The sequence below is a fragment of the Streptomyces sp. NBC_01235 genome (assembly GCF_035989285.1).
GTDB lineage: Bacteria > Actinomycetota > Actinomycetes > Streptomycetales > Streptomycetaceae > Streptomyces.
In genome coordinates this window covers 6035613-6058998 of sequence record NZ_CP108513.1, presented here as the reverse complement: position 1 = coordinate 6058998, position 23386 = coordinate 6035613, and the positions used below count along the sequence as shown (strand labels likewise).

At 71.6% G+C, this 23386-nt stretch carries 25 protein-coding genes and 2 pseudogenes; 14 read left to right on the top strand and 13 right to left on the bottom strand.

Going from position 1 to position 23386, the window contains the following annotated elements:
• The first annotated feature begins 151 nt into the window (after positions 1-151).
• From OG289_RS27025 to OG289_RS27010, 4 genes are all read left to right on the top strand, one after another.
• On the top strand, positions 152-1258 hold the full coding sequence (locus OG289_RS27025; protein WP_327316614.1) for a sugar ABC transporter substrate-binding protein: 1107 nt from the start codon (positions 152-154) through the stop codon (positions 1256-1258).
• A 72-nt stretch (positions 1259-1330) separates the two neighbouring features.
• Entirely contained in the window at positions 1331-2110 is a 780-nt protein-coding gene (locus OG289_RS27020) for an ATP-binding cassette domain-containing protein (protein ID WP_327316613.1), read from the top strand.
• On the top strand, positions 2101-3399 hold the full coding sequence (locus OG289_RS27015) for a sugar ABC transporter permease (protein ID WP_327316612.1): 1299 nt from the start codon (positions 2101-2103) through the stop codon (positions 3397-3399). Before OG289_RS27020 ends, OG289_RS27015 begins: the two co-directional genes overlap by 10 nt.
• A gap of 40 nt (positions 3400-3439) precedes the next feature.
• Positions 3440-3970, top strand: coding sequence for a hypothetical protein (locus tag OG289_RS27010; protein ID WP_327316611.1), 531 nt, complete (start codon positions 3440-3442; stop codon positions 3968-3970).
• Between the two features lie 37 nt (positions 3971-4007).
• Here OG289_RS27010 and OG289_RS27005 read toward each other — a convergent pair whose 3' ends face one another.
• Genes OG289_RS27005 through OG289_RS26995 form a run of 3 tightly spaced genes read right to left on the bottom strand, consistent with a single transcriptional unit; the run spans position 4008 to position 6012 of the window.
• A complete protein-coding gene (locus tag OG289_RS27005) occupies positions 4008-4451 on the bottom strand; it encodes a PIN domain-containing protein (protein ID WP_327316610.1) in 444 nt (147 codons plus the stop codon).
• Positions 4448-4714 carry a CopG family transcriptional regulator gene (locus OG289_RS27000; protein ID WP_327316608.1) on the bottom strand — a complete coding sequence of 89 codons (267 nt, stop codon included), beginning with the start codon at positions 4712-4714 and terminating at the stop codon, positions 4448-4450. Before OG289_RS27000 ends, OG289_RS27005 begins: the two co-directional genes overlap by 4 nt.
• Positions 4705-6012: an alpha/beta hydrolase gene (locus OG289_RS26995; protein WP_327316607.1), complete on the bottom strand. Its 1308-nt coding sequence runs from the start codon at positions 6010-6012 to the stop codon at positions 4705-4707. Before OG289_RS26995 ends, OG289_RS27000 begins: the two co-directional genes overlap by 10 nt.
• Positions 6013-6073: 61 nt before the next feature.
• Between OG289_RS26995 and OG289_RS26990 the strand changes: the two genes are divergently transcribed.
• On the top strand, positions 6074-6616 hold the full coding sequence (locus tag OG289_RS26990) for a helix-turn-helix domain-containing protein (protein ID WP_327316606.1): 543 nt from the start codon (positions 6074-6076) through the stop codon (positions 6614-6616).
• Positions 6617-6618: 2 nt separating this feature from the next.
• On the opposite strand, the gene OG289_RS26985 is transcribed toward OG289_RS26990, so the two are convergent.
• Together OG289_RS26985 and OG289_RS26980 are read right to left on the bottom strand one after the other, a co-directional pair.
• Complete coding sequence (locus OG289_RS26985) at positions 6619-7014, bottom strand: hypothetical protein (RefSeq protein ID WP_327316605.1); 396 nt, start codon at positions 7012-7014, stop codon at positions 6619-6621.
• Between the two features lie 20 nt (positions 7015-7034).
• On the bottom strand, positions 7035-8054 hold the full coding sequence (locus OG289_RS26980; protein ID WP_327316604.1) for an aldo/keto reductase: 1020 nt from the start codon (positions 8052-8054) through the stop codon (positions 7035-7037).
• Positions 8055-8177: 123 nt separating this feature from the next.
• On the opposite strand from OG289_RS26980, the gene OG289_RS26975 reads away from it, so the two are divergent.
• Positions 8178-8795 (top strand): TetR/AcrR family transcriptional regulator, encoded by a 618-nt coding sequence (locus OG289_RS26975; RefSeq protein ID WP_327316602.1) that lies wholly within the window; start codon positions 8178-8180, stop codon positions 8793-8795.
• A gap of 264 nt (positions 8796-9059) precedes the next feature.
• Here the strand turns inward: OG289_RS26975 and OG289_RS26970 are convergent, their stop codons facing one another.
• Complete coding sequence (locus OG289_RS26970) at positions 9060-9455, bottom strand: DUF5994 family protein (protein ID WP_327316601.1); 396 nt, start codon at positions 9453-9455, stop codon at positions 9060-9062.
• 276 nt (positions 9456-9731) lie between these two features.
• Between OG289_RS26970 and OG289_RS26965 the strand changes: the two genes are divergently transcribed.
• On the top strand, positions 9732-9992 hold the full coding sequence (locus tag OG289_RS26965; protein WP_327316600.1) for a hypothetical protein: 261 nt from the start codon (positions 9732-9734) through the stop codon (positions 9990-9992).
• Between the two features lie 76 nt (positions 9993-10068).
• Here the strand turns inward: OG289_RS26965 and OG289_RS26960 are convergent, their stop codons facing one another.
• On the bottom strand, positions 10069-12540 hold the full coding sequence (locus tag OG289_RS26960) for a SpoIIE family protein phosphatase (protein ID WP_327316599.1): 2472 nt from the start codon (positions 12538-12540) through the stop codon (positions 10069-10071).
• Positions 12541-13164: 624 nt separating this feature from the next.
• On the opposite strand from OG289_RS26960, the gene OG289_RS26955 reads away from it, so the two are divergent.
• The 4 genes from OG289_RS26955 to OG289_RS26940 all read left to right on the top strand — a co-directional run bounded on the left by OG289_RS26955 (position 13165) and on the right by OG289_RS26940 (position 15833).
• The gene (locus OG289_RS26955; protein WP_030939356.1) at positions 13165-13368 is read left to right on the top strand and encodes a cold-shock protein; all 204 of its coding nucleotides are present in this window, start codon (positions 13165-13167) and stop codon (positions 13366-13368) included.
• Positions 13369-13576: 208 nt separating this feature from the next.
• Positions 13577-15076, top strand: coding sequence for a DEAD/DEAH box helicase (locus OG289_RS26950; protein ID WP_327316598.1), 1500 nt, complete (start codon positions 13577-13579; stop codon positions 15074-15076).
• A 116-nt stretch (positions 15077-15192) separates the two neighbouring features.
• Positions 15193-15468: a CBS domain-containing protein gene (locus OG289_RS26945; protein WP_327316597.1), complete on the top strand. Its 276-nt coding sequence runs from the start codon at positions 15193-15195 to the stop codon at positions 15466-15468.
• A gap of 50 nt (positions 15469-15518) precedes the next feature.
• Positions 15519-15833: an SCO5918 family protein gene (locus OG289_RS26940; RefSeq protein WP_327316596.1), complete on the top strand. Its 315-nt coding sequence runs from the start codon at positions 15519-15521 to the stop codon at positions 15831-15833.
• Between the two features lie 100 nt (positions 15834-15933).
• On the opposite strand, the gene OG289_RS26935 is transcribed toward OG289_RS26940, so the two are convergent.
• Both OG289_RS26935 and OG289_RS26930 read right to left on the bottom strand, forming a co-directional pair.
• Positions 15934-16248, bottom strand: a complete 315-nt coding sequence (locus tag OG289_RS26935; RefSeq protein WP_327320814.1) for a winged helix-turn-helix transcriptional regulator — start codon at positions 16246-16248, stop codon at positions 15934-15936.
• 187 nt (positions 16249-16435) lie between these two features.
• On the bottom strand, positions 16436-16861 hold the full coding sequence (locus OG289_RS26930; protein WP_327316595.1) for a MarR family winged helix-turn-helix transcriptional regulator: 426 nt from the start codon (positions 16859-16861) through the stop codon (positions 16436-16438).
• A gap of 61 nt (positions 16862-16922) precedes the next feature.
• On the opposite strand from OG289_RS26930, the gene OG289_RS26925 reads away from it, so the two are divergent.
• The gene (locus tag OG289_RS26925; protein WP_327316594.1) at positions 16923-17768 is read left to right on the top strand and encodes an alpha/beta fold hydrolase; all 846 of its coding nucleotides are present in this window, start codon (positions 16923-16925) and stop codon (positions 17766-17768) included.
• On the opposite strand, the gene OG289_RS26920 is transcribed toward OG289_RS26925, so the two are convergent.
• The 4 genes from OG289_RS26920 to OG289_RS26905 all read right to left on the bottom strand — a co-directional run bounded on the left by OG289_RS26920 (position 17740) and on the right by OG289_RS26905 (position 21519).
• On the bottom strand, positions 17740-18855 hold the full coding sequence (locus OG289_RS26920; protein ID WP_327316593.1) for a CU044_5270 family protein: 1116 nt from the start codon (positions 18853-18855) through the stop codon (positions 17740-17742). The two genes, OG289_RS26925 and OG289_RS26920, sit on opposite strands and share 29 nt — an antisense overlap.
• A complete protein-coding gene (locus OG289_RS26915; protein ID WP_327320812.1) occupies positions 18852-19535 on the bottom strand; it encodes an RNA polymerase sigma factor in 684 nt (227 codons plus the stop codon). Before OG289_RS26915 ends, OG289_RS26920 begins: the two co-directional genes overlap by 4 nt.
• 189 nt (positions 19536-19724) lie before the next feature.
• Positions 19725-20408, bottom strand: a complete 684-nt coding sequence (locus OG289_RS26910; protein ID WP_327316592.1) for an SRPBCC family protein — start codon at positions 20406-20408, stop codon at positions 19725-19727.
• Positions 20409-20487: 79 nt separating this feature from the next.
• Positions 20488-21519 carry a medium chain dehydrogenase/reductase family protein gene (locus OG289_RS26905; RefSeq protein WP_327316591.1) on the bottom strand — a complete coding sequence of 344 codons (1032 nt, stop codon included), beginning with the start codon at positions 21517-21519 and terminating at the stop codon, positions 20488-20490.
• Positions 21520-21624: 105 nt separating this feature from the next.
• On the opposite strand from OG289_RS26905, the pseudogene OG289_RS26900 reads away from it, so the two are divergent.
• Both OG289_RS26900 and OG289_RS26895 read left to right on the top strand, forming a co-directional pair.
• Positions 21625-22281, top strand: a pseudogene (locus tag OG289_RS26900) (TetR/AcrR family transcriptional regulator); the annotation flags it as partial.
• Between the two features lie 233 nt (positions 22282-22514).
• Positions 22515-23356 (top strand): annotated as a pseudogene (locus tag OG289_RS26895) (IS5 family transposase).
• The last annotated feature ends 30 nt before the right edge of the window (positions 23357-23386 follow it).

The following is a 23386-nucleotide window of genomic DNA, read 5'->3' as shown; positions in this document are numbered from 1 at the left end:
CTATCGCTACAACTTTGAAGTAACAGGATTCCTGATAATGAACGCTCCTCCCGCGCCGCGCAACGGGGAGCACGCCGACAGCTTGGCTACGCTTGGCGGTAGACGCCCAATACGGGATAAAATCGGGCGAAATTTCTAAGGAATCGAAGAAATGGATCTCCGTGTCAGCCTTCAGGCTCTGATGGGCAGGTCCCTCACCCGTGCCGCCGTGGCCGCCTCGGTCGCCGCCGGTCTCGCGCTGACCGGCGCCTGCGGCGGGGGCGGGGCGGGCGGCGACGACAGCCTCACCGTCGGCCTGCTGCTCCCGGGCGGCGGGGCCTCTCGCTTCGGACAGTTCGACCGGCCCCTGATCGAGCGAAAGCTGAAGGAGCTGTGCCCGCACTGCCCGGCGGCCTTCGCCGCCACGCCCGACCCGGCCGTCCAGCGGCAGCAGCTCGAATCCATGATCACCAGGGGTGTGGACGTCCTGATCATCGCCGCCGTCGACCCCGAGCTGCTGCGCCCGTCGGTCGAGGCCGCGCACCGGGCCGGTATCCCGGTGGTCGCGTACGACCGGCTCGCGCAGGGCCCGATCGCCGGGTACGTCACCTTCGACGGGGCGAAGGTCGGCAGGCTTCAGGGAGAGGGGCTGCTGAAGGCCATGGGCGCGAAGGCGCGCGGCGGCCAGATCGTCATGATGAACGGCGCCACGACCGACCCCAACGCCGACTGGTTCAAGCGGGGAGCGCTCTCCGTCCTCAAGGGCAAGGTGAAGATCGGCAAGTCGTACGACACCGTCGGCTGGCGGCCGGAGAACGCCTTCGTGAACATGAAGGGCGCCGTCGCCGCCCTGGGCGCGGGCAACATCGACGGCGTCCTGGCCGCCAACGACAGCCTCGCCGGCGCCGCGGTCTCCGCCCTCAACGCCACCGAGGTCAGGCCGCTGCCCCCGATCACCGGCCAGGACGCCGACCTCGCGGCCGTGCGGCGCATCGTCAGGGGCGACCAGTACATGACCGTCTACAAGCCGTACAAGCCGGCCGCCGACGCCGCCGTCGAGATGGCCATCGCCCTGGGGCGCGGCAAGTCGGTCGAGTCCATCGCCACCGGCACCGTCGACAACGCCACCACCAAGGACATTCCGGCGGTCCTGCTCCCGTCGGTCTCCGTGACCGTCGGCAACATCAAGGACACTCTGGTGAAGGACGGTATGTACACCATCGCCCAGATCTGCCCCCCGCAGCTCCGGTCCGCCTGCGACAAGGCCGGACTGACCTGATGAGACTCACCCGATGAGCTTCCCGACAAGCTTCCCGACGAGCTTTCCCCGAAGGCGGAAGGAGGTGGCCCCGTGCCGGGTCAGCCCCTGCTGGCGTTGCGCGGCGTCTCCAAGCGATTCGCCGCCGTCCAGGCGCTGGTGGACGTCGAGCTGGAGATCCGGGCCGGGGAGGTGGTCGCTCTCGTGGGTGACAACGCCGCCGGCAAGTCCACCCTGGTCAAGGTGATCTCGGGGGTCGGTCCCGCCGACAAGGGTGTCATCGAGTGGCAGGGCGGCGCCGTCCAGATCAAGCGCCCCCAGGACGCCCAGGTGCTGGGCATCGCGACCGTCTACCAGGACCTCGCGATGTGCGGAAACCTCGACGTCGTCGGCAACCTCTTCCTCGGCCGGGAGATCCACCGGCTCGGCATCCTCGACGAGGTGGAGATGGAGCGCCGCACCCGCGAGCTGCTGCACACCCTGTCCATCCGTATACCCGACGTACGGGTGCCGCTCGCCACGCTGTCCGGCGGCCAGCGGCAGGTCGTCGCGATCACCCGCCTGTTCCTCGGCGCGCCCAGGCTGCTCCTGCTCGACGAGCCCACCGCCTCCCTCGGCGTCGAGCAGACCGGTCAGCTCCTCGACCTCATCGAGGAGCTGCGCGACCAGGGCCTCGGGGTGCTCCTCATCAGCCACAACATGGGTGACATCAAGGCCGTCGCCGACCGGGTCGCCGTCCTGCGCCTCGGCCGCAACAACGGTCTGTTCGACGTGAACACCACCTCGCAGGAACAGATCATCGCCTCCATCACCGGAGCGGCGGACAACGCCGCCTCCCACCGCCCGACACGCCCGGAGGAAGCATGGCCATGAGGGGGAGGCGGGCCCGGGCGCGCGCCGCCGAGTCGGATGCCGCGCCCACCGCCGACCGGCGCGGGGACGGACGCCGGGGCCGCGACGGACGCGGGTGGCACACCGGGGGTCTCGGGGCGTACGCCGGAGCCATTCGCCGCAGGCTGCCCGAAGGCGCCCTCGGCCCTGTCCCGGCCCTGCTCGGTCTCGGCGTGACCTGGATGGTCTTCCAGGGTCTCAACGACAACTTCCTCTCGCCGCGCAACCTGTCGGTCCTCAGCGTGGACATCGTCGGGACCGGCATGATCGCCGTCGGCATCGTCTTCGTGCTGCTGATCGGCGAGATCGACCTCTCGGTGGGCTCGCTCGCGGGTCTGGCGGGTGCCATGTTCGCGGCGCTGAACGTGAACCTCGGGATGTCGGAGTGGCTCGCCGTGGTCATCGCGGTGATCTGCGGTACGGCCGCCGGTGCCCTCCACGGGTTCACGATCGCCAAGGTCGGCGTGCCCGCGTTCGTCGTCACCCTGGCGGGCCTGCTGGCCTGGAACGGCCTGATGCTGATCCTGCTGGGGACGGAGACCTCCATCAACTTCAGCGAGGACGGCCTGGTCGCCACGCTGACCAGCCGGTACTTCGGCGCCCCCGTCGTCACCTACGGCCTGGCGGCACTCGCCACGGCCGTGTACCTCCTCGTCTCCTACCGTGACCGCCGGCGCCGCGGCGCCGCCGGGATGCCGTGCCGGCCCGTCGGCGAGATCTGGGCGCGGACGGGCCTGCTGGCGGTGACCGCGTTCACCGCCGTCTACGTCCTGGGCCGGTTCGAGGGGCTGCCACTGGCGCTGCTGATCTTCCTCGGAGTCGTCGTCGTCTCGGACCTCTTCCTGCGCCGCACGCCCTACGGCCGGCAGATCCTGGCGCTGGGCGGCGGTGTGGAGGCCGCCCGGCGGGCCGGCGTCGACGTGACGCGCGTGCGGATCTCGGTGTTCATGGTGTCGGGGACCCTGGCGGCGGTCGGCGGACTCTTCGTCGCGTCGCAGCTCACCTCGGCGAGCCAGGTCCCGGGCTCCGGCACGCTGCTGATCAACGCCATCGCCGCAGCCGTCATCGGCGGCACCAGCCTGTTCGGCGGCCGCGGCTCGACCTGGTCCGCGCTGCTGGGGGTGCTCATCATCCAGTCGATCGCCTCGGGAATGGCACTGCTGGGAGTCGATCCCCCGGCCCAGTTCATGATCACCGGCGGGGTGCTGTACACGGCTGTGGTCTTCGATGCCCTGGCGCGGCGCGCGGCGGAGACACGGGGGCCGGACTGAGGAGTGTTTGCGTCGAGTCGGCTCCAGGCAGCATCCCCTCATGCCGGACTTGGGTTTCCTCGTTGCCGCGCTCACCGGTGCCACAGCGATCCTCGCGAGCTGGGTGGGCAATCGGGGCAGTACACGGGCCGCTCAGATCCAGGCCGAGACGGCCCGCGCCGCACAACAGGCGGAGAACATGCGAGCGTCACGACGGTCCGCCTACGTCCAGGTCGTCCACAAGTCACACCTCGTGGGCGACTGGTTCCTGGGTGTCCTGCCTGCGGTGGAACTGACGGACCCGGCGGCGCGGACCACGGCGCTGAGAGAAGTCCTCCGTCAGCACCTTCGCCTCCACGCGGAGATGACCCTGGCGATCCACACGGCGAATCTGGAGGGCCCGGACGAGGTTTCCCAGGCGGCCGGCCGTCTGGAGGCGGCCTCCAAGGACGTCTACCTCGCCATCGAGGCCATGGCCGCGACCTCCGCCGTGTACAGCCCCGACTTCGACACGGCCTACCACGCGTTCTGGGACACGTTGCGAAGTTTCATAGCGGCAGCGAGGAACAGCATCCGCGACGCACGTCAGTGAGGAGAGCGACGGCCGCCGAACCCGTACAGGGCGCGCGTCAGAGCGGCAGATCGTCGGGCAGGACCCGGAATGCCTTGTGGCGGCCCAAGGGGCGTACAGCACGGAAGTCGCGTCGGTCGAGGGTGAGGATCGCGTCGGTGTCGTAGTCGGAGGCGAGGGCCACGTTCACGGCGTCGGCGAGGTCCAGGTCGAGGGCGCGGTAGCGGACTCGGACGGACTGGGCCGCCGCCAAGTGGTCCTCCGTGATCTCCGGCAGGGCGACGCGGCCCCGGCTCATCCAGCGCCGGATGTCGTCGACCGCGCCGAGGGCGGCCTCCCGCCCGAGCTCGCGGGTGGCGACGTGATCGAGCTCGGCCAGCAGAAGTGGTGACATGACCAGGAGACCGGCCGCCATGATCGCCTCGTTCGCCGCCCCGTGCTCGGGGTGAGCCGAGTCGAGGGCGGCCAGGAGACCCGACGTGTCCGCGATGACGATGATCACGCGGCGGTTCCGGGCTCTGAACCGGCCTCACGGCGGACCGCGTCGGCGACCGTGTCACGGACCTCTTCCTTGGACGGCGTACGCCCCGGCCCCTCGAACGTGCGCGAGAAGAGCGGCTCGTCCCACACGCGGTTCGCCATGGCCGCGAGATGGATCCCCTGGCGGATGATCTCGGCCTCGCTTATCCCCCGACGCTTGGCCGCCTCCTTGATGATCGCCAGGTCGTCGGGGTCGGCGTAGACGTTCGTGCGCTTCATGGACATGTACCAAGCGTAGTCCATGTACCAGACCGGTGTATGCCAAGCCATGTGGCGATGTCCGTGATGACCGCCGCGTCGACGTGCTGGCGGGCCGTGTATCCGGCGGGCGTCGACGGGCCGGTGCCGGGGAAGAAGAGGTGGTCGTCGGGTTCGTGGATGCGGATGGCGACGTCCGGACGTCCCGCCAGGCCTGCCCGCCAGAGGGCCAGATCGTGCTCGACGGTGACCTGGTAGTCCCGGCCGCCCTGGAGGATCAGCAGCGGCTTGGCCAGGGAGGCGGCGGTGGCGACCGGGTCGTAGGAGCCCAGGTCCAGCCAGTACGCGGCGGGAAGGCCGAACGGCAGGTCCTGGCGCGGCGTGTCGGAGGTGAGGGAGGTTTCGACGACCTCGGCCTGGCGGGCGATCTCGGCGACGGCCGCGTCGGAGTGCGGGCCGGGGTCGAGCGCGGCAAGACGGCCCACGACCCGGACGGCCGCCCGGTGCATCGGCTCGGCGTCACCCGCCAGGATCACCAGGCCCGCGACGGACGGCTCGGCCTCGGCGACCCGCGGGGCGACCTTGCCGCCCATGCTGTGCCCGGCTACGAACACCCGGCGGGGGTCGACGCCCGGCGTCATCCGGAGCAGGCGGACGGCCGCCACGGCATGGGGAACGTACTCGCCCGTCATGGTGAGGTCGTCGGCGGCGGCCGTCTCCGCCGCGTGCGTGAAGGTCACCTTGTCGTGGCGCAACACGGCCACGCCTCGGCTCGCCAGCCCCCAGGCGAGGTCCTTGAGGGGCTTGTTGGGTCCGGCGGTCCCGTCCCGGTCGAAGGGTCCCCCTCCACTGAGCAGGACGACCCCGGGCCACGGGCCGTCGCCTCGCGGGACCGACACGGTGCCGGGCACCGCGAGCGCACCGGCGCCGACCGTGACGTCGTGTTCCTCGAAGGCGTCGGGATCCGCGTAGGCGGGCGGGGTCCACGGTGGGGCGTCGGGGGGCGCGAGGCGCAGTCCGTTCAGCAGGCCGACGGAGTCGACCGACATGATGACGGTGAAACCCTCCCGTCCCCCTCCCCCTCCCCGCTCGCAGAGCACGGGCACGGTGACCCGGGTCAGGTCCTGCCCCAGGGGCTCGCTCGACGGTTCACCGAGGTCTGTCAGCTGCCCTGCGCCCGCGGTCTCGGCGAGCCAGGCCGTCCGGAGCGCCTCGGCGGTCAGCGCGGCACGCAAGGGCGGTGCGAAGAGTGCCGCGATCTCGGCGAAACGGCCGTCGCGGGCCCACGTGACCACCTGCACAGCGGTCCGCTCCGCACTCGGCATGTACCCCACCCCCTACCTTTCGCAAGTTTGAGAAAGGTAGCATGCATGAGAAAGTTGCGTCATGGACTCCTTGGAACTCCTGACGCATCCCGTCCGCCTCCGCGTGGTCCACGCGCTGCGCGGCGGGCGGATTCTCACCACGGGGCAGTTGTCCGCCCTGATCCCGGACGTGTCCAAGGCGACCGTCTACCGGCACGTCGACCTGCTCACCTCGGGCGGCATCCTCGACGTGGCCGACGAGCAGCGAGTGCGGGGGGCGGTCGAACGCCGCTACAGGCTGCGACAGGAACACGCCGGCATCGACGCGGACACCGCGCGTGCGCTCACTCCGCGGCAGCACGAGTGGGCGTTCGCCGCCGCCATGGCCGCCCTGGTCGCCGAGTTCGGCGGCTATCTGGAGCGCGAGGGCAGCGATCCGGTGGACGACCTCGTCGGCTACCGGCAGCACGCGGTCTGGCTGAGCCGGGAGGAACTCGTCGCACTGATCGGCGCCCTGCAGACCGCCATCGCCCCGCTTCTCGCCAACCGGCCCACGCGGGAACGCTCCCGTTACCTCCTCAGCCCGATCCTCTTCCCCGCCGAACAGCAGGATCCGCCGCGCTGAAGCTACGTGTCGATGAGCTCGTCGGCGACCCACCGTGCAACGTCGGCGGGGTAGGGCGCCGACAGGCCGAGGACGAGGTGGTGGAAGCCGGCGGCGGTCGCCTCGCCGATCGCGTTCCGGGTGTCCTCGGGCCGGTCGTAGGAGACGGGCAGGTGGACGGAGCGGGTGATCTCGGCCGGGTCTCGGCCGATCGTGGGCGGCGAGGGCGGAGAGCAGGGTCCACCTCGTGGGCAGGGCCGTCCGCCGCCGATCGGCATGAGGTGGTCGAACAGCCAGGCGTGCTCGATCTCCGGGACGGCGTCCGCCTCGCGCCAGACCCGCAGGACGTCGTGGTAGTCGACCTGCATGGGGGCGGTCATGATCCCGAAGCTGGGCCGGGTCGGGGTCGGGTGGGTCATGGGGTCGTCGTCCCTCTCGGTCAGCGGCGGCGCAGTGCCGGGTCGAGCAGCGCGGGCGGGGTGTCGTACTTCTCGTGTGCGGCCAGGTCGGTGCCGGGGGCGACGATGGCGTCGATCGCGTCGAGGACGTCGGCGCAGAGCACGGTGTCGGCGGCGGCGAGCTGCGCGTTCAGGTGGTCCAGGGTGCGGGGGCCGATGAGCGCGCTGGTCACGGCCGGGTGGGCGGTCACGAAGCCGAGGGCGAGCTGGATCATCGTCAGACCGGCCTCGTCGGCGACCTCGGCCAGCCGCTCGACGGCGTCGAGCCTGGCCCGGTTGGCGGGGAGGGCGGTGTCGAAGCGCTCCGGCATGAACGTCGAGCGGCTGGTGGTGACGGGCCGGCCCGCGCGGATCGCGCCCGACAGCCAGCCCGAGGCCAGCGGGCTCCACACCAGCACGCCGAGCCCGTACTCCTCGGTCACGGGCAGCACATGGGCCTCGATGCCGCGCTGGAGGATCGAGTAGCTGGGCTGCTCGGTGACGTAACGGCCGAGGTGATGCTCGCGGGCGGCCCACTGGGCCTGCACGATGCGGTGGGCGGGGAAGGTCGAGGAGCCGAAGTAGCGGATCTTTCCGGCGCGTTGGAGGTCGGTCAGGGCCGAGAGGGTCTCCTCGTCGGCGGTGCTCGGGTCCCAGCGGTGGATCTGGTAGAGGTCCACGTGGTCGACGCCGAGGCGACGCAGGCTGTTGTCCAGCTCGGTGACCAGCCAGCGGCGCGAGCTGCCCCGGTGGTTGCGCTCGTCGCCCATGGGCATGCCCGCCTTCGTGGCCAGCACGAGGTCGTCGCGGCGGCCGGCGATGGCCTTGCCGACCATCTCCTCCGACTCGCCGGCGCTGTACATGTCGGCGGTGTCGATGAGGTTGATCCCGGCCTCGAGTGCCGCGTCGACGAGGGCGGTGGCCTCGTCCTGGCCCGTGCGCCCGATCGCGCCGAAGTTCATCGCGCCGAGCGCGAGGGAGCTGACCTGCACACCGGTGCGGCCCAAGGTGCGGTACTGCATGACTGTGTCTCCTCAACGGCATCGCCAACAAACGGAACAACGTCCCGTTTGACGATACGGAACACTGTCCCGCTTAGCAAGGTCGGTAGGGTTGTCCCGCTCGGCGGCGGAGGGAGCGACACGATGAACGGCGGCGACACGGGCGACACGGGCGCGGGGCACCCGGCCCGGCCCCCGTCCGGGCCCCGGCCCAAGCGGGCGGACGCCCGGCGCAACCAGGAGACCCTGCTCGACGCGGCCGCCAGGGTGTTCGTCGCGTCGGGCGTGGAGGCGCCGGTGCGCGACATCGCGGCCGAGGCCGGCGTCGGGACGGCCACGATCTACCGGCACTTCCCCACCCGGGCCGATCTCGTCATCGCCGTCTACCGGCACCAGGTGGAGGCCTGCGCCGAGGCCGGTCCGGCCCTGCTGGCGGCCGGCCCGACCCCGCACGCCGCGCTGGGGCGCTGGATCGACCTCTTCGTCGACTTCCTGGTCACCAAGCACGGACTGGCCGCCGTGCTCCAGTCCGACAACGCCGGATTCGAGACCCTGCACGCCTACTTCCTCGACCGCCTCGTACCCGTGTGCGCCGAGCTGCTCGACGCCGCGACCGCCGCCGACGAGATCCGCTCCGGCATCGGCGCCTACCAGCTCATGCGCGGCGTCGGGAACCTCTGCATCGGCGCGGAGAACGATCCCCGCTACGACGCACGCCGGCTGGCCGGACTCCTCGTCGCGGGACTGCGCCACCCGCACTGACACCTGGCCGGGCCGGCCGGCGGCGTCGCAGGACCGAGTCGGCTCAGGACCCTGAGGCCAGGTCGGCGAGGATCCCGGCCCCCGGCCCGACGCACGGCACGCGGCGGAAGCCCGGTGCTCGCCGTGTGGTTCACGGCGCCCCAACGGCCTTCGGCGGCAGGGCGGTCGCGCGGACCGCGCGCACCCCGGCACCGGAAACCTCATGCCCAGGAGCACGGTTCCCGAGGACCCGAACCGAACCAGGGCGCGCCGGGACCGTCACACTCAGGCGTGGCCCGCCGCCGCCATGAGCGGTTTCGCGGCCTGTTCGGTGGTGTCGGGCGGCACGACCACCAGATCCCAGCGGCCCCGGCCGGGCGCGAGCAGGACGATGGTGTGCGGGGCGGACGACGTCAGGGTCCTGGACAGCCGTACGACCTGGTTGCAGACGAGGATCCGGCCGGGGACGGCGGACCACTTCGCCCCGTTGACGGTGACCCTGGTGATCTGGCCCCACGCCGCCGGCAACCCGCTCAGGAGGTGGGGGAGTTCGGCCAGCAGGTCGTAGGAGCGGGGCCACCACGCCCCGTCGATGGGCCGGGGCATCGTGCCGTGGGGCGCCAGGGTCAGACGGAGGAGGGGGTGGGAGGGAGGCGGCGGGGGCTGGAGTGCGGTGGTCATGTCTGCTCCGTAAGGGAGGCGCAAGGGAGGAAGTCGCGGGCCTGGGCGGGCGTTTCCAGTCGCACGGAGCGAGGACGAGACCGGTCTGGACACCGGTGTACGAAGGATCCCCGCGCCCCCACCGTACTCCCCCGTACTCCTTGACTACTCCGCGTGACCACCGGGGCCCCGGTTCGGGGGCAGGGAGTTGCGAAGCCGCCATAGACTGCGGAAGGGGCCGGACGTGTGCGGCGAGCAACCGCGTTCGCCCGGCGCCGCCCCTCGCAGGAGGTACGCGTGGATCAAGAGCCCTTGCCCTCGGAGGGCAACGCCGAAGTCCGCATCGTCGCCGCGACCCCTGAGGTCGCCCGCCGCGTCGCCGAGGTGCTCCGCCGTTGCTTCGCCTCGTCCGAGCAGCGCAGCTACCCCGCCGGTCAGGAGGGAGGCACCCGGCTCCACCTGACCATCGACACCGCACGCACGGCCGAACCGGCCCGCTCCTGGCTCGCCACCAGCGAATCGGCCACCGAGGACCACGCCCACTCGGACGAGGTGTGAACGACGGCGTGTGAACGACGGCGTGTGAACGACGGCGTGTGAACGACGGCGTGTGAGCGCTGCCGTTCCGGCGGCGTCACGGTCTCCCGGAACTCACGTCCTGTTCCGCCCAGATCGTCTTGCCCCTGGCGGAGGGGCGGGTTCCCCAGCGCTGGGTGAGCTGCGCGACCAGGAGCAGGCCCCGGCCGCCCTCGTCGTAGGTACGGGCGCGGCGCATGTGGGGCGTGGTGCTGCTGGCGTCCGAGACCTCGCAGATCAGGCTTCTGTCGTGGATGAGACGGAGCTGGATGGGCGCCTCGGCGTGCCGGATGGCGTTGGTGACCAGCTCGCTGACGATCAGTTCGGTGACGAAGGCCGCGTCGGTCAGGCCCCAGGTCTCCAGTCGCCCGACGGCGTTCTTGCGGGCCTCGGCGACGGCGGCGGGATCGTGGGCGACGTCCCACACCGCGACCCGGGTGGAGTCCAGCGCCCGGGTGCGGGCGACGAGCAGGGCCGCGTCGTCGGAGGGCCGTTGCGGGAGGACGGCGCCGAGAACCGTGTCGCACACGACGTCGAGGGAGGCCGCGGGGCGGGTGAGCGCCTGGCACATCCGGGAAAGGCCGTCGTCGATGTCCGCCTCACGGGATTCGATCAGGCCGTCGGTGTAGAGGACGAGCAGACTGCCCTCCGGCAGCTCGATCTCCGCCGACTCGAAGGGAAGTCCGCCCAGGCCGAGCGGGGGCCCGGTCGGGAGGTCGAGCAGTTCGACGGTGCCGTCCGGGCTCACCACGACGGGGAGCGGATGCCCGGCCCGGGCGAGCGTGCAGTGCCGCGAGACGGGGTCGTACACGGCGTACAGGCAGGTCGCTCCGACGTCGCCCGCGGAGAGGGGCATGCCGCTCCCTCCCCCTCCGCCGGTCTCGAAGGTCCAGTCGGAGCCGTACACCTCGCCGGCCAGGCGGGCGACCAGGTCGTCGAGATGGGTGAGCAGCTCGTCGGGCGGCAGATCGATGTCGGCGAGGGTGCGCACGGCGGTACGCAGCCGTCCCATGGTCGCGGAGGCGTGGATGCCGTGGCCCACGACGTCGCCCACGACCAGCGCCACCCTGGCTCCGGACAGCGGGATCACGTCGAACCAGTCCCCGCCCACCCCGGCCCGGGAGCCGGCCGGGAGGTAGCGGTACGCGACCTCCACCGCGAGCTGCTCCGGCAGCCGCTGCGGCAGCAGACTGCGCTGCAGGGTGACGGCCGTGGCGCGTTCACGGGTGTACCGCCGGGCGTTGTCGATGCAGACGGCCGCCCTGGCGGCCAGTTCCTCGGCCAGCACGAGGTCGTCCCGCTGGAAGGCGTCGGGGTGCAGGTGCCGGACGAGGACGACGACGCCCAGGATGCCACCGCGCGCGGTCAGCGGCACGGTCATCACCGAGTGGAAGCCGAACTCGCGGATCCGGGCGGCGCGCAGCGGGTGCTGGGCGGCCCAGTCGACGATCGCGGAATCGGTCATCCGGTACAGCTGCGCCCGCCCCGACCGCACGCTCTCGGTCGGCGGGGAGCCCTGCGGGTACTCGTCCGTCCCGCCCGGGGCGACGGCCGCCTCGGGTACCCCCGGGAGCACGGACTGGTGGGCGATTCGGCGCAGCACGAGGGCGCCGCCCGACCCGGTGGCCCGGTACTCCTCGTCCCCGCCGTCCCCGCCGCCTCCGCCGTCGAGGGAGGCCAGCAGATCGACGCTGACGAAGTCGGCGAGGTCGGGCACCGCCACGTCCACCAGCTCCTGTGCCGTCCGCGTCACGTCGAGGGTGCTGCCGATGCTCCGGCCGGCCTCGGCGATCAGCTGGAGGCGCCTGCGGGCCCAGAACTGCTCGGTCATGTCGTGCGCGGTGAGACAGACACCCCGGGTCCGGCCGCCGGAGTCCCTCAGCGGCGCCAGGACGACCGACCAGGCGTGCTCCCGGGGCTCACCGGCGGCCCGCAGATAGTTCTCGCGGTAGTGCGGCCGGCCGGTCGCCAGGACCTGCGTCATGTCCTGCTCCGCCAGCCGGCCCGTCTCGTTGTCCACGATCTCCGGCACGCGCAGCCCGCGCATGTCACCCTCGGTGAGGCCCACGGAGCGTTCCATCTCGGCGTTGGCCCGCCGCAGCCGGAGCCCGCTGTCGTACAGCGCCAGCGCACAGGACGGGGACTGGGCGAAGCTCCAGCCCACCAGATCCTCGCCGGACGGCGGCGGTTCCCGCCCGGTGAGGGAGGAGAGCACCAGCCATTCCCCGCCGCCGGACTCCGGCGTCCTGTGATGGGCCAGTACGCGGGCCTCGACGCGGTGACCGTCCCGGTGCCTGAGGGCGAGTTCTCCGTGCCATCTCGGCAGTCGGTCGAACGGCGGGAGCTCGGGTGCGGCGGGCTCCTCGGCGAGCAGGGCGACGGCCGGCCGGCCCAGAACCTGGCCCGCCCGGTACCCCAGCAGCACCTCGGCGCCGTCGTTCCACCCGGTCACGGTGCCGTGCTCGTCGACGGTGACGCGCGCGGTGAGCGCCTCGTCGACGACGTCCCGGACGGAACCCGTCTCCTCCATGACCGCTCATCTCGCTCTCGTCGAGCTCTCCGCCGCATCGAGGTGCGGATATGTTCACATCTACCCGTTTTCAACGCTATTCCGTCGATCCCGATTCCGTGGACCGCACCGGACGACGGCCGTGGGGGCGGCACGGACGAGGACGGCGACGAAGCCCACGCCGGGCCACGGCCCTCGGACGGCGGGCGCTGACGTCGCACAACCCCCCTTGCGTACACCGCCGTTGGGCTGCCGGGAGCCGGCGGCCACGCCATGCCGCAAGGGCGTCGACTTCGCCCTGCCCGCCACCGACGCGCGCCCGCGGCGCCGTCCGGCCGGAGGTGATCACCGCCCGGCCACCGGCGCCCCCTCGGCCGGACGCCCCGAAGTGACACTGGCGACAGACGCCGTGTGATCGGTTCTCGCGAACTGGCAAGAAGCGTGAAATCGGCGCGGCGATCGATGAATATTCCCGAAACGGGAGATCACGCAGAATTATTTTTCCCGCCCCGCCCGATCACGGCGTGCTACTGTCGACTCAGTTGCAGTTGTGGTTGCCTAGAGGTTTTCCGACGGGTTGATCATCACGGCGACCGGAGTCCGCACAGTGCGGAACTCCGAGCACCGTCCCGAAGGAGATTCAAGATGGCAACCGGCACCGTGAAGTGGTTCAACGCGGAAAAGGGCTTCGGCTTCATCGAGCAGGACGGCGGCGGCCCCGACGTCTTCGCCCACTACTCGAACATCGCCGCCCAGGGCTTCCGCGAGCTCCAGGAAGGCCAGAAGGTGTCGTTCGACATCGCTCAGGGCCAGAAGGGCCCGACGGCCGAGAACATCGTTCCCGCCTGATCATCGGCGCTGACGCATACTTCGCAGCTGGGGCCCGCACCTTGGGGTGCGGGCCCCAGCTCGCTTCGTTTCCGGGTGATTCCTCCCCGCGCTCCACTCTCGCTCTTCCTCCTCTCCACCCCGTTTTCGGCACGTTCTCGCGATTCTCTGCGCCGTTCCTCCAGCTGCGGAATTCCTTGTCACGCGCCCGCTACAAGGAAGGTTCTGCATGAATCGTGCACGAAATAACCGCACATACGACCGTTTCGCGAGCTCGGCGGGCAGCCGTTTCGGAGGCAGCGCTCCGCGCCGCTCCGCCGGCCACGGACGCCGCCCGGCCGCACTCCAGGGCGAATTCGCGCCGCCGAAGACGATCACCCCCGCACTGCCCGCCGTCGAGGCGTTCGCCGACCTCGGCCTGCCGGAACCGCTGCTGGCCGCGCTCGGCCACGAGGGTGTGAGCGTGCCGTTCCCCATCCAGGCGGCGACCCTGCCGAACTCCCTGGCCGGCCGTGACGTGCTCGGCCGTGGCCGCACCGGCTCGGGCAAGACCCTCGCCTTCGGCCTCGCCGTGCTGGCCCGTACGCAGGGCCGGCGTGCCGAGCCCCGCCAGCCGCTCGCCCTCATCCTCGTCCCGACCCGCGAGCTCGCCCAGCAGGTCACCGACGCGCTCACCCCGTACGCCCGCTCCCTGCGGCTGCGCCTGGCGACCGTCGTCGGCGGAATGTCGCTCGGCCGGCAGGCCAGTGCGCTGCGCAACGGCGCTGAGATCGTCGTCGCGACGCCGGGCCGGCTGAAGGACCTCATCGACCGCGGCGACTGCCGCCTCGCCGATGTCGCCATCACCGTCCTCGACGAGGCCGACCAGATGGCCGACATGGGCTTCATGCCCCAGGTCACCGAACTTCTCGACCAGGTGCGCACCGACGGTCAGCGGATGCTGTTCTCCGCCACCCTCGACCGCAACGTCGACCTGCTCGTCCGCCGCTACCTCAGCGACCCGGTGGTGCACTCCGTCGACCCGTCGGCCGGCGCGGTCACCACGATGGAGCACCACGTGTTCCATGTGCACGACGCCGACAAGCACCGCACGACCACCGAGATCGCGGCGCGCGACGGCCGGGTGCTCATGTTCCTGGACACCAAGCACGCGGTGGACCGGCTGACCCAGCACCTGCTCAGCAGCGGCGTGCGCGCCGCGGCCCTGCACGGCGGCAAGTCCCAGCCGCAGCGCACCCGCACCCTCGCCCAGTTCAAGAGCGGTCATGTGACGGTGCTGGTGGCGACCAACGTCGCCGCGCGCGGCATCCACGTCGACAACCTCGACCTCGTCGTCAACGTCGACCCGCCCAGCGACCACAAGGACTACCTGCACCGCGGCGGCCGTACCGCCCGCGCCGGCGAGTCCGGCAGCGTGGTCACCCTGGTGACCCCCGCCCAGCGGCGCGGCATGAGCCGGCTGATGGCCACGGCCGGCATCTCCCCCCGGATCACCCCGGTGCGTTCGGGCGAGGCGGAACTGAGCCGCATCACGGGCGCCCAGGCCCCGTCCGGCGTCCCGGTCGTCATCACCGCACCGGCCGCCGAGAAGCGTCCCCGGCGCGCGGGCACCTCTTCCGCTTCCCGGGGCAGTCGCGGCCGGGGCGGGCAGGGCGGCCGGCCCTCGGCGGAGGCGGGCCGACGCAGGACGACGACGCGGCAGCGGCCCGCCGTCGATCCGGCGGCCTGAGGCCTGAGGCCTCCCCGCTCACCGTGGCGATCGCGGTGATCTCGACGACCTCGACGATCCCGACGACCGCGACGAGCTCGACCAGCAAGCTCACCCATCTCGGCAGGAGACATTTCTTGACACCGGTTCGGATGCTGCAACACCGCGCGGATCCCGCTCCCGCGAAGAGGATTGACGCCGGCGCCGCGTCCGGGCCCCGGGTCTTCGACGACATGACGGTCGAGGTGGCCCTCTCCCTGATGGCCAGTGCCCGAGTCGAGTACCTCCTCCTGTGCGACGGCGACGACCAGTGCACGGGTGCCGTCTCCCGGACCCGGCTCTCCGCCTTCCGGGACAGCTCCGCCTACACGGACCGGTCCCGTCTCCGGGACGTCCTTCCCCGCTCCCGCTGACCCGTCTCTTCCCTCCGGTCCCCGTTCCCTTCTCCTCCCTGGGAGGCATCATGCGCTGTGTCATCGCCCGTTACCCGTTCGACTTGACCAGGAACGGGGTGCTGGACTCGATGAAGGGCGTCACGCCCGAGCTGATCACCGGTGAGTCCGTCACCATCGGCCGCCGCCGCTACCCCGTGAAGCAGGTCGGCGAGATCATCACCCGGCAGGACCGCCGCGACTTCACCGGCGGAGAGGTCGTCCGGGCCATGGCCCGCCTCGGCTTCACCTGCCACGACCACCCCCAGGCGACACCCCAGTACGTCCTCACACCGCTCCAGAACGCGTCGGAACTGCTCGGCAGTCCCAACCCCCAGGACGCGTGAGGCCCGGCGGGAAACCGCCGGGGAAACACCAGAGGCCCAGGTCGACGACCTGGGCCTCGTTGTCTGTCGTCCGGTTGGCCGACCGGACGGCCTGTCGCGGTCACGACTTCGCGGCGTCGTACTCCTCGCGGGCCCGCTGGATCGCCGTCACCCGCCGCTCCGCCCACTGCGCGACACTCCGGACCTGGTCGGCCGCCTCGCGGCCGAGGTCCGTGAGGGAGTAGTCCACGCGGGGCGGGATCACGGGCTTGGCGTCACGGTGGACCAGGCCGTCGCGCTCCAGGGTCTGCAGGGTCTGGGTCAGCATCTTCTCGCTGACCCTGCCGATCTCCCGGCGCAGTTCGCCGAAGCGGTACGAGCGCTCCAGCAGCGCGATCAGGACCAGGGTGCCCCAGCGGCTGGTGACGTGCTCCATGACCAGGCGCTGCGGGCAGGTCCCGTCACCGCCGGCGTTGCGCACGCGGTCCACGAGCGACGTCTCACTTGCTTCCACACCCCTACCGTACTGGCCGGCTCGATCGCCACCGCCCCGAAGGGCCGAGCCCTACTGTCCGCGCGGCGGCTTCGGCCTCCGGGCCAGGCATCCGGACCGGGCGTTCGGGTCAGGCGTCCGGGTCCGCGTCGGCCGTCACGCGTCGCAGCAGGTTCAGCAGCGTCGCGCGGTCGGTCTCGTCCAGGGGGGCGAAGCAGGTGGCGAGGACCTCGTCCGCGATCCGGTGGCCGGCCGCCAGGACCTGTTCGCCGGACGGGGTGAGGTGGTGCTCGATGCGTCGCCCGCCGCCGGGGCGGCGCTCGATCAGGCCCAGCGCCACCATGCGCCCGGCGAGTGTGCCGAACGCCTGCTCGCTCTGGAACGTGGCCGCCGCCAGTGCGCGGCCTGTGGCCCCGGGTGACTCGCTGATCGCCCGGAGGGCGTCCCACTGGGCGAGCGTGGCGCCGACGGCGGCGAGCCGGCTGTCCAGGGCGCGGTGCTGTCGGTACTGCGCCTGCTTGACGGCTCGTCCCAGGAGCTGGAGTTCATCGGGCATGGGCTCAGTCTAGAGCATGACTAAGCTAGCTTATATAAACATCTTTAGTTAGAGTGGGCGCATGCCTACCGACAACGGCCACACGCCTGCCGACCACAGCATCGACCTGTACCCGGACCTGCCCCTCACCCTCTCCACGGCCGGCACCGGCCGCCCCGTCCTCGTCCTGCACGGCGGCGGCGGACCGGCCACGGTCGCCGGACTCGCCGCCCACCTGGCACGGACCGCCCACACCCTCACGCCCACCCACCCCGGCTGGAACGGCACCCACCGCCCCGACTGGCTGACCGGCGTCGACGACCTCGCCCTGGCCTACCTCCACCACCTGCACGCCCGCGGGCTGCGCGACGTCCTCGTAGTCGGCTCCTCGCTCGGCGGCTGGACGGCCGCGGAGATGGCCGTGCGCGACACGGCGGGCGTCATCACCGGCCTCGTCCTGATCGACGCCGTCGGCGTGCACGTCCCCGCCGAGCCGATCCGGGACTTCTTCGCCCTCGACGCCCGCGGTGTCGCCGAGTACGCCTGGCACGACTCGGACCGGTACTACCAGGACCCGGCGCTCCTCCCGCGCGCCCAACTCGCCGCGATGCGGGCCAACATGGCCACCCTGCGAACCCTCGCGGGCGACCCCGGCATGCACGACCCGAAGCTGCTGCGCCGCCTGCGTCGCGTCACCGTCCCCACGCTCCTGCTGTGGGGCGAGAGCGACCGCATCGTCACGCCGGCCTATGGAGCGGCCTACGCCGACGCGTTCGCCGACGGCCGGCTCCAGGTCGTCCCCGAAGCCGGGCACCTCCCGCACATCGAACAGCCGGAGGCCACGTTCGCCCTGATCGACGCCCATCTCCGCACGACGGGCGCCGACCCGCGGGCCCGCCTCAGCCGGACTGGGACGGCGTCTGCTTGATGCCGTCGACGACGGCCCGGTTGACGATGGCGCTGGTGAAGACGACGGTGCCGGGCTTGATCAGGCCGCCCTCCCCGCTGGTCCCCTTCACCTGGACCGAGCGCTCCCCCAGGAAGACATGCGTCTTCTCGTCGAAGATCCACTCCTCGCGCTCTCCGCTGGTCTCGTCCAGCCGGGCCACGGCCACCCCGTGCCGGCCGACGGCGTCCACGGCGTCGTTCACGACCACGACCCCGGGGATCTTCGCGGCCGTCTTGAACAGCGCCGAGTAGAGCGCCGCCGGCGGGTAGCTCTCGCCGAGCAGGTCGCCGATGGTGGTGAACGCCTGCTGGTCGGGGGAGTTGCCCATCCCCTTGGTCTCCTTGTAGATCTTCGCGAGGAGTTCGTCGGGGTCGGTGGTCAGCTTGCTCAGGTAGTCGTACGACGGCCCGTTCAGGGAGGCCTGCGGGGTGTTGCCCTGCTCGTCGGGGAGGCTCAGGGTCTCGCCCTCGGGGCTGTCGTTGACGGCCGGGTCGATCAGCCAGCCCTTGGTGCCGTCCGCGGACTCCCACACCTGCCGCGTGTGCAGCTTGTGGCTGGCCAGGGTGCTCTCGTCGTCGACGGTCTTCACGAAACTGTCGGCCGTCCTGGACTCGATGTAGACGTACTGGCCGGGCTTCAGGGCCGGGCGGGATGCCTCGGCCGCCGCCAGCGAGATCTGGCCGAGCAGCTGCGGCACACCCTTGGTCGTCGCTGCGCCGACGGTGGTGGTCAGGCCCGGTCCGGTGGCGACACCGCCGTCCCTGACCCCGTCAGCACCGGAGTTCACCACGCCGACGACGACGGCCGCCGCCACGGCGACGGCCATGGCGGGCAGCGCGATCGCCGGGCGCGGCAGCCGCAACCGCCGCGTCTTCGCCGGGGCGGTCGGCTTCGCCGCCGCACGCTCTTCCGTCTGCATCTGCGTCTGCATCTCGTGGATCTGGGCCATCATGCGCTCCTTGTGGAACTGGTGACGGCCCGTCGGCAGGTCACGCGCCGTCCGGGCGAAGAGCTGTGCGCCCTCTTCCCACTCGGCTTGACTCTGCCGGGACGTGTTCGCGTTCATCGGTTTCCTCCCTGCGCGGGCCGGACCACGTGTGCGTGATCACCTCTTGTCTGTCGACCGGGACGGCCGCCTTCCCGATTCCGGCCGACTTTCTCGAACGCCGTCGAAGACGTCATGCCGGCGCTCGGACGGGCAGCCGGGCCCCGGGCCGGTTCGTCCTCGGCAAGGGCGCGCAGCTTCTTACGGGCCCGGGAAAGGCGGGAGGCGACAGTGCCGATCGGAATCCCGAGGGCCTCGGCCGCCGCCTCGTAGTCCAGCCCCTCCCCCAGGCAGAGCGCCACGACCTCGCGCTCCGGCCGGCGCAGTGTGGCGAGGGCGGTGAGGGCCTTCGCGAGCCGCCGCCGGTCGTCGACCCGGTCGGCCACCTCGTCGGCGTGGTCGGGCACCGACAGCTCGGCCGCCGCGGCGGCACCGGCCGCGGCCCGGTACCGGCGGTTGCTCCGGTACTGGTTGCGCGCGGTGTTGGTGGCGATGCCCAGCAGCCAGGGCCGTAGGGAGCCGCCTTCCGGCTCGACCCTGTCGCGCAGCCGCCACGCCTCCATGAAGGTCGCGGCCATCACGTCCTCGGCCGTCGACCAGTCGGCGGTCAGCCGGAAGGCATGGTTGTAGACGGCGCGGGAGTAGGCGTCGAACAACTCCGCGAACGCGCCCGATTCCCCGGCCCGCACCCGGGTACGCATATGTGTGCTCACCTCCATGAGCTGTCCGGCACCTCACTCCGCCTTCCCGTGACCTGTGTCACATGGGCCCAACGCGTCCCGCTCCCTGGCTCTTCGCCCGGATACAGCAGCGCGAGCACTCCCACACCGGCGGCCGACACGGCCAACCGGAACACCCGGGGAAGGACCCCGCCCGCCCCCCGACGATCGTCAGGCTTGACGCTGACGACTGTGCCGGCCGTGTGCGCCTTCGGCGGCGGCCTTCAGGTCCTGGAGCCAGGCCTCGAGGCCCGCGCCGAGGGCCGCGGTCGCGGTGGGGACGTCCGCCTCGACCTGCGCGCCGGTCCAGGTCTCCTCGGTGTGGACGCGCACGCCCCCCTTCAACTCGGTGAAGGTCCACAGGTGGACGCCCTCGTCGATGCGCAGGCCCTCGCCGATCGCGGGTCCGCTCCACAGGACGCAGGCCCCGCGCTGGAGTTGCCGGACGGTTGAGGTGATCTCGAGGGTGGTCGCCGGGGTGGTGGGGGTGGCGGGCGCCGGGGTGGTCCAGCGGAACTGCGAGCCCTTCCTGAGCCGGCCGGCGTCGAGGCGTTCGGCGCTGGTGACCGGCGGCTGCCAGACCGGCCACCGTTCGACGTCGGTCTGCAGCTTCCAGACGGTGCTCAGCGGCGCCTCGATCACCACGTCGGACCGGTAGCGGATGCGGGCGGAGGCGTCCACGCCCTGCCCTCGGCACGTGGACGACGTGTCGATGTGATGGGCGGGGGCGGCCTGGGCTGCCTGGGCTGCCTGGGCCGCCTGGGCCGCCTGGGCGTTCGGGACGGCGGTCACGAGGACGGCGGCGACGGCGGCGAGCGTGATCGTCAGCGTGGCGGTGCGCCTGGTGCCGGACATGCTGTTTCCCTCGTTTCGTTGTGGTGATCGGGCACATCGGGTACATCGGGTACATCCGGCGCATCGGATGCGCCGTCGTCTAGGGATTGAGGACGACCTTGCCCGCGACCGTGCCGGACTCGGCCAGGCGCAGGGCGTCGGCGACGTCGGCGAGCGGGAGGCGGGCGGCGATCCGAGGGGTCACCTCACCGCGCTGGAGGGCAGCGAAGAGCTCGGTCAGGTCGGTGCGCAGGCGGGCCCGGAAGCGGTTCGGGGCCAGGGCGCGGCCCGCCCAGACGTTGAAGAAGTAGGCGCGGCGGCGGCCCGGCAGCGCGTTCCACAGCCACAGCCGGCCGAGCAGTTTCAGCACGGGCCACTGCTTGGAGCCCTCGTCGTCCCGTGTGGAGGCGGTGCCGTACGAGACGAGCGTGCCGCCGGGGGCGAGGAGGCTCCAGGAGTCGACAATGCCCCGGCCGCCGACGTGGTCGAAGACGGCGTCCACACCGGCGGGGGCGAGGGCGCGGATGCGTGCGGCCAGGTCCCCGGTGCGGTAGTCGACGGGGATCACTCCCTGGTGCCGCAGGGCGTCGTGGTGGCGGGCGGACGCCGTGCCGATCACCCGCACGCCGGCGGCCTGCGCCAGCTGGACCAGGACCGAGCCGACGCCGCCGTTGGCGCCGTGCACCACGATGGTCTGCCCGGCCTGGATCCGCGCCTTGCGGTGCAGCATCTGCCAGGCGGTGATGCCGTTGACGACGAGGGTCTCCGCCTCCGCCGGGTCGACCCCGTCGGGCACCGGCACCGCGTCGGCCGCGTCGACGAGCACGTGGCTGGCCCAGCCGCCGACCTTGACCAGCGCGGCCACCCGGGTGCCGGCCAGGCCCGGCTCGACGCCCTCGCCGGTCGCCTGCACCGTGCCGACCAGGTCGTAGCCGGGCACGAAGGGGAACGGCGGCTGGTCGTAGTACCGGCCGCGGCGCATCTGCTGCTCGGCGAAGGAGACCCCGGTCGCCTCCATCCGGATCAGCACCTGTCCGGGGCCCGGCGCGGGGACGGCTCCGTGCCTGATCCGCAGCCCTTCCGGCTCGACCTTGCCCGGCAGGACGACCTCGACGAGTCCTTCGGTGTTCATGACTACCTCCGCTCGAGTTACTTCAGCTATCAGCTCTCGTGTTCGTTAGAAGTTGTAACTCAGCGAGAGAGCAACTGTCAATAACTTCAGTGATAACCTCTAACCATGACCATGCCGGGAGCCGCCGACGACGACACGAAGACCCCGCGCGAGCGCTACCGCGCCCAGGTGCGTGCGGAGATCAAGCAGCGCGCGTGGGAGCAGATCGCCACGGCGGGGGCGTCCGCGCTCTCCCTCAACGCGATCGCCAAGAAGATGGGCATGAGCGGCCCTGCGCTGTACCGCTACTTCGCCGGCCGCGACGAACTGATCACCGAGCTCATCCGGGACGCGTACCGAAGCCTCGCCGACACCTTCCGAGCGACCGCGGACTCCGGCGCGGGCCTGTCAGGCCTGGCGCACGCCCTGCGCGCCTGGGCCCTGGACGACCCGCACCGGTACTTCCTCGTCTACGGCACGCCCGTCCCCGGCTACCACGCACCCGACGACGTCACCGTGATCGCGTCCGAGATCATGACGTCCCTGCTCGACGCCTGCACCGACGTCCCGTCCGACGGCCCGGCACTCCCGTTCGCCGCGCGGCTGGAAGGCCTCGGCCGACAATGGGCGGACGGCCACCCCGCCCCGCCCGCCACCCTGCACCGCGCCCTGACCCTCTGGACCCGCCTGCACGGCGCCCTGTCCCTCGAACTCGCGGGCCACTTCACCGGCATGGGCTTCGACCCGGCAGAACTCTTCGCCGCCGAACTGGCCGTCCTGACCGCCGACTTGACCGCCCCACCGGCCGAACCGGCCGAACCGGCCGAACCGGCCGAACCGGCCGAACCGGCCGAACCGGCCGAACCGGCCGAACCGGCCGAACCGGCCGAACCGGAAGGATCTTAGAGAGCCCGGCGGTAGGTGTGGCGAATGGCCGTGTGACGACCCGGAGGCAAGACAGGCACGAGCCTGGGTGATCATGGAGTTCTTGACGCTCGGTGATCACCGGAGGACTGCTGCCTGTCCTGCCATCATGCCTGCTCGAACCCCTGTGGGACCAGTTCGCAGCGCTGCTGCCCGAGCATGTCGATACCCATCCGCTCGGCTGCCACAACCCGCGCATCCCGGACCGGATTGTCTTCGAGCGCGTCATCGCCTCCCTGGTGCACGGCTCCGGATACGGGCGGATCGCCGACCGCCAGTGCTCCGACCGCACCATCCGACGCCGCGTCAAGTACTGGTCACAGCTGGGCATGGCCGAGCAGGTCCACGGGCTGGCCCTGCAGGCGTACGACCGCATGATCGGCCTCCAACTCCATGAGCTGTCCGTCGACGGGTGCATCACCAAGGCTCCCTGCGGCGGCGAGAGAGCCGGACGCTCCCCGGTCGACCGGGGCAAGCAGGGCCTGAAACGCTCAGTGGCCACCGAAGCCCGCGGCGTCCCGATCGGTCTCGTCTCGGCCGGGGCCAACCGTCATGACTCCCCGCTGCTCGTGCCCACCCTGGAGGCCGCGAAGAAGCAGGTCGGTGTGTTTCCCGAGCAGGTCAACGTCAACTTAGACCGGGCTACGACAGTGACAAGACCCGGGCCGCGCTCGAGGAACTGGGCTTCACCGGCGAGATCGCCCGCAAGGGCGTGCCCGCACCGATCCAGGCCGGCAAGAGGTGGGTCGTGGAGCGGAGCCACGCATGGATGAACGGCTTCGGCAAGCTCCGCCGCTGCACCGAGAAGCGCCAGTGCGTTGTGGACTTCTACCTCTACCTGTCCGCCGCAATCGTCACGCTCCGCATGCTCATCCGCCGCGCGACCCCGCTCTACCGCTGGGACGGACGGTCCACCGCCAAGAGACTCGAGTGACGCCTGCTGACGGGCGTCCGTCTGCGTCGG

Coding starts and splice junctions, on each gene's coding strand:
- OG289_RS27025 (WP_327316614.1), top strand. CDS start 152: ATGGATCTCCGTGTCAGCCTTCAGGCTCTGATGGGCAGGTCCCTCACC.
- OG289_RS26995 (WP_327316607.1), bottom strand. CDS start 6,012: ATGCCGAGTGCGGAGCGGACCGCTGTGCAGGTGGTCACGTGGGCCCGC.
- OG289_RS26905 (WP_327316591.1), bottom strand. CDS start 21,519: ATGAACACCGAAGGACTCGTCGAGGTCGTCCTGCCGGGCAAGGTCGAG.
- OG289_RS26915 (WP_327320812.1), bottom strand. CDS start 19,535: ATGCGTACCCGGGTGCGGGCCGGGGAATCGGGCGCGTTCGCGGAGTTG.
- OG289_RS26955 (WP_030939356.1), top strand. CDS start 13,165: ATGGCAACCGGCACCGTGAAGTGGTTCAACGCGGAAAAGGGCTTCGGC.
- OG289_RS26960 (WP_327316599.1), bottom strand. CDS start 12,540: ATGGAGGAGACGGGTTCCGTCCGGGACGTCGTCGACGAGGCGCTCACC.
- OG289_RS26930 (WP_327316595.1), bottom strand. CDS start 16,861: ATGCCCGATGAACTCCAGCTCCTGGGACGAGCCGTCAAGCAGGCGCAG.
- OG289_RS26925 (WP_327316594.1), top strand. CDS start 16,923: ATGCCTACCGACAACGGCCACACGCCTGCCGACCACAGCATCGACCTG.
- OG289_RS26950 (WP_327316598.1), top strand. CDS start 13,577: ATGAATCGTGCACGAAATAACCGCACATACGACCGTTTCGCGAGCTCG.
- OG289_RS26985 (WP_327316605.1), bottom strand. CDS start 7,014: ATGACCCACCCGACCCCGACCCGGCCCAGCTTCGGGATCATGACCGCC.
- OG289_RS26980 (WP_327316604.1), bottom strand. CDS start 8,054: ATGCAGTACCGCACCTTGGGCCGCACCGGTGTGCAGGTCAGCTCCCTC.
- OG289_RS26920 (WP_327316593.1), bottom strand. CDS start 18,855: ATGAACGCGAACACGTCCCGGCAGAGTCAAGCCGAGTGGGAAGAGGGC.
- OG289_RS26940 (WP_327316596.1), top strand. CDS start 15,519: ATGCGCTGTGTCATCGCCCGTTACCCGTTCGACTTGACCAGGAACGGG.
- OG289_RS27000 (WP_327316608.1), bottom strand. CDS start 4,714: ATGTCCATGAAGCGCACGAACGTCTACGCCGACCCCGACGACCTGGCG.
- OG289_RS26910 (WP_327316592.1), bottom strand. CDS start 20,408: ATGTCCGGCACCAGGCGCACCGCCACGCTGACGATCACGCTCGCCGCC.
- OG289_RS26975 (WP_327316602.1), top strand. CDS start 8,178: ATGAACGGCGGCGACACGGGCGACACGGGCGCGGGGCACCCGGCCCGG.
- OG289_RS27015 (WP_327316612.1), top strand. CDS start 2,101: ATGGCCATGAGGGGGAGGCGGGCCCGGGCGCGCGCCGCCGAGTCGGAT.
- OG289_RS26970 (WP_327316601.1), bottom strand. CDS start 9,455: ATGACCACCGCACTCCAGCCCCCGCCGCCTCCCTCCCACCCCCTCCTC.
- OG289_RS26935 (WP_327320814.1), bottom strand. CDS start 16,248: ATGGAGCACGTCACCAGCCGCTGGGGCACCCTGGTCCTGATCGCGCTG.
- OG289_RS27010 (WP_327316611.1), top strand. CDS start 3,440: ATGCCGGACTTGGGTTTCCTCGTTGCCGCGCTCACCGGTGCCACAGCG.
- OG289_RS26990 (WP_327316606.1), top strand. CDS start 6,074: ATGGACTCCTTGGAACTCCTGACGCATCCCGTCCGCCTCCGCGTGGTC.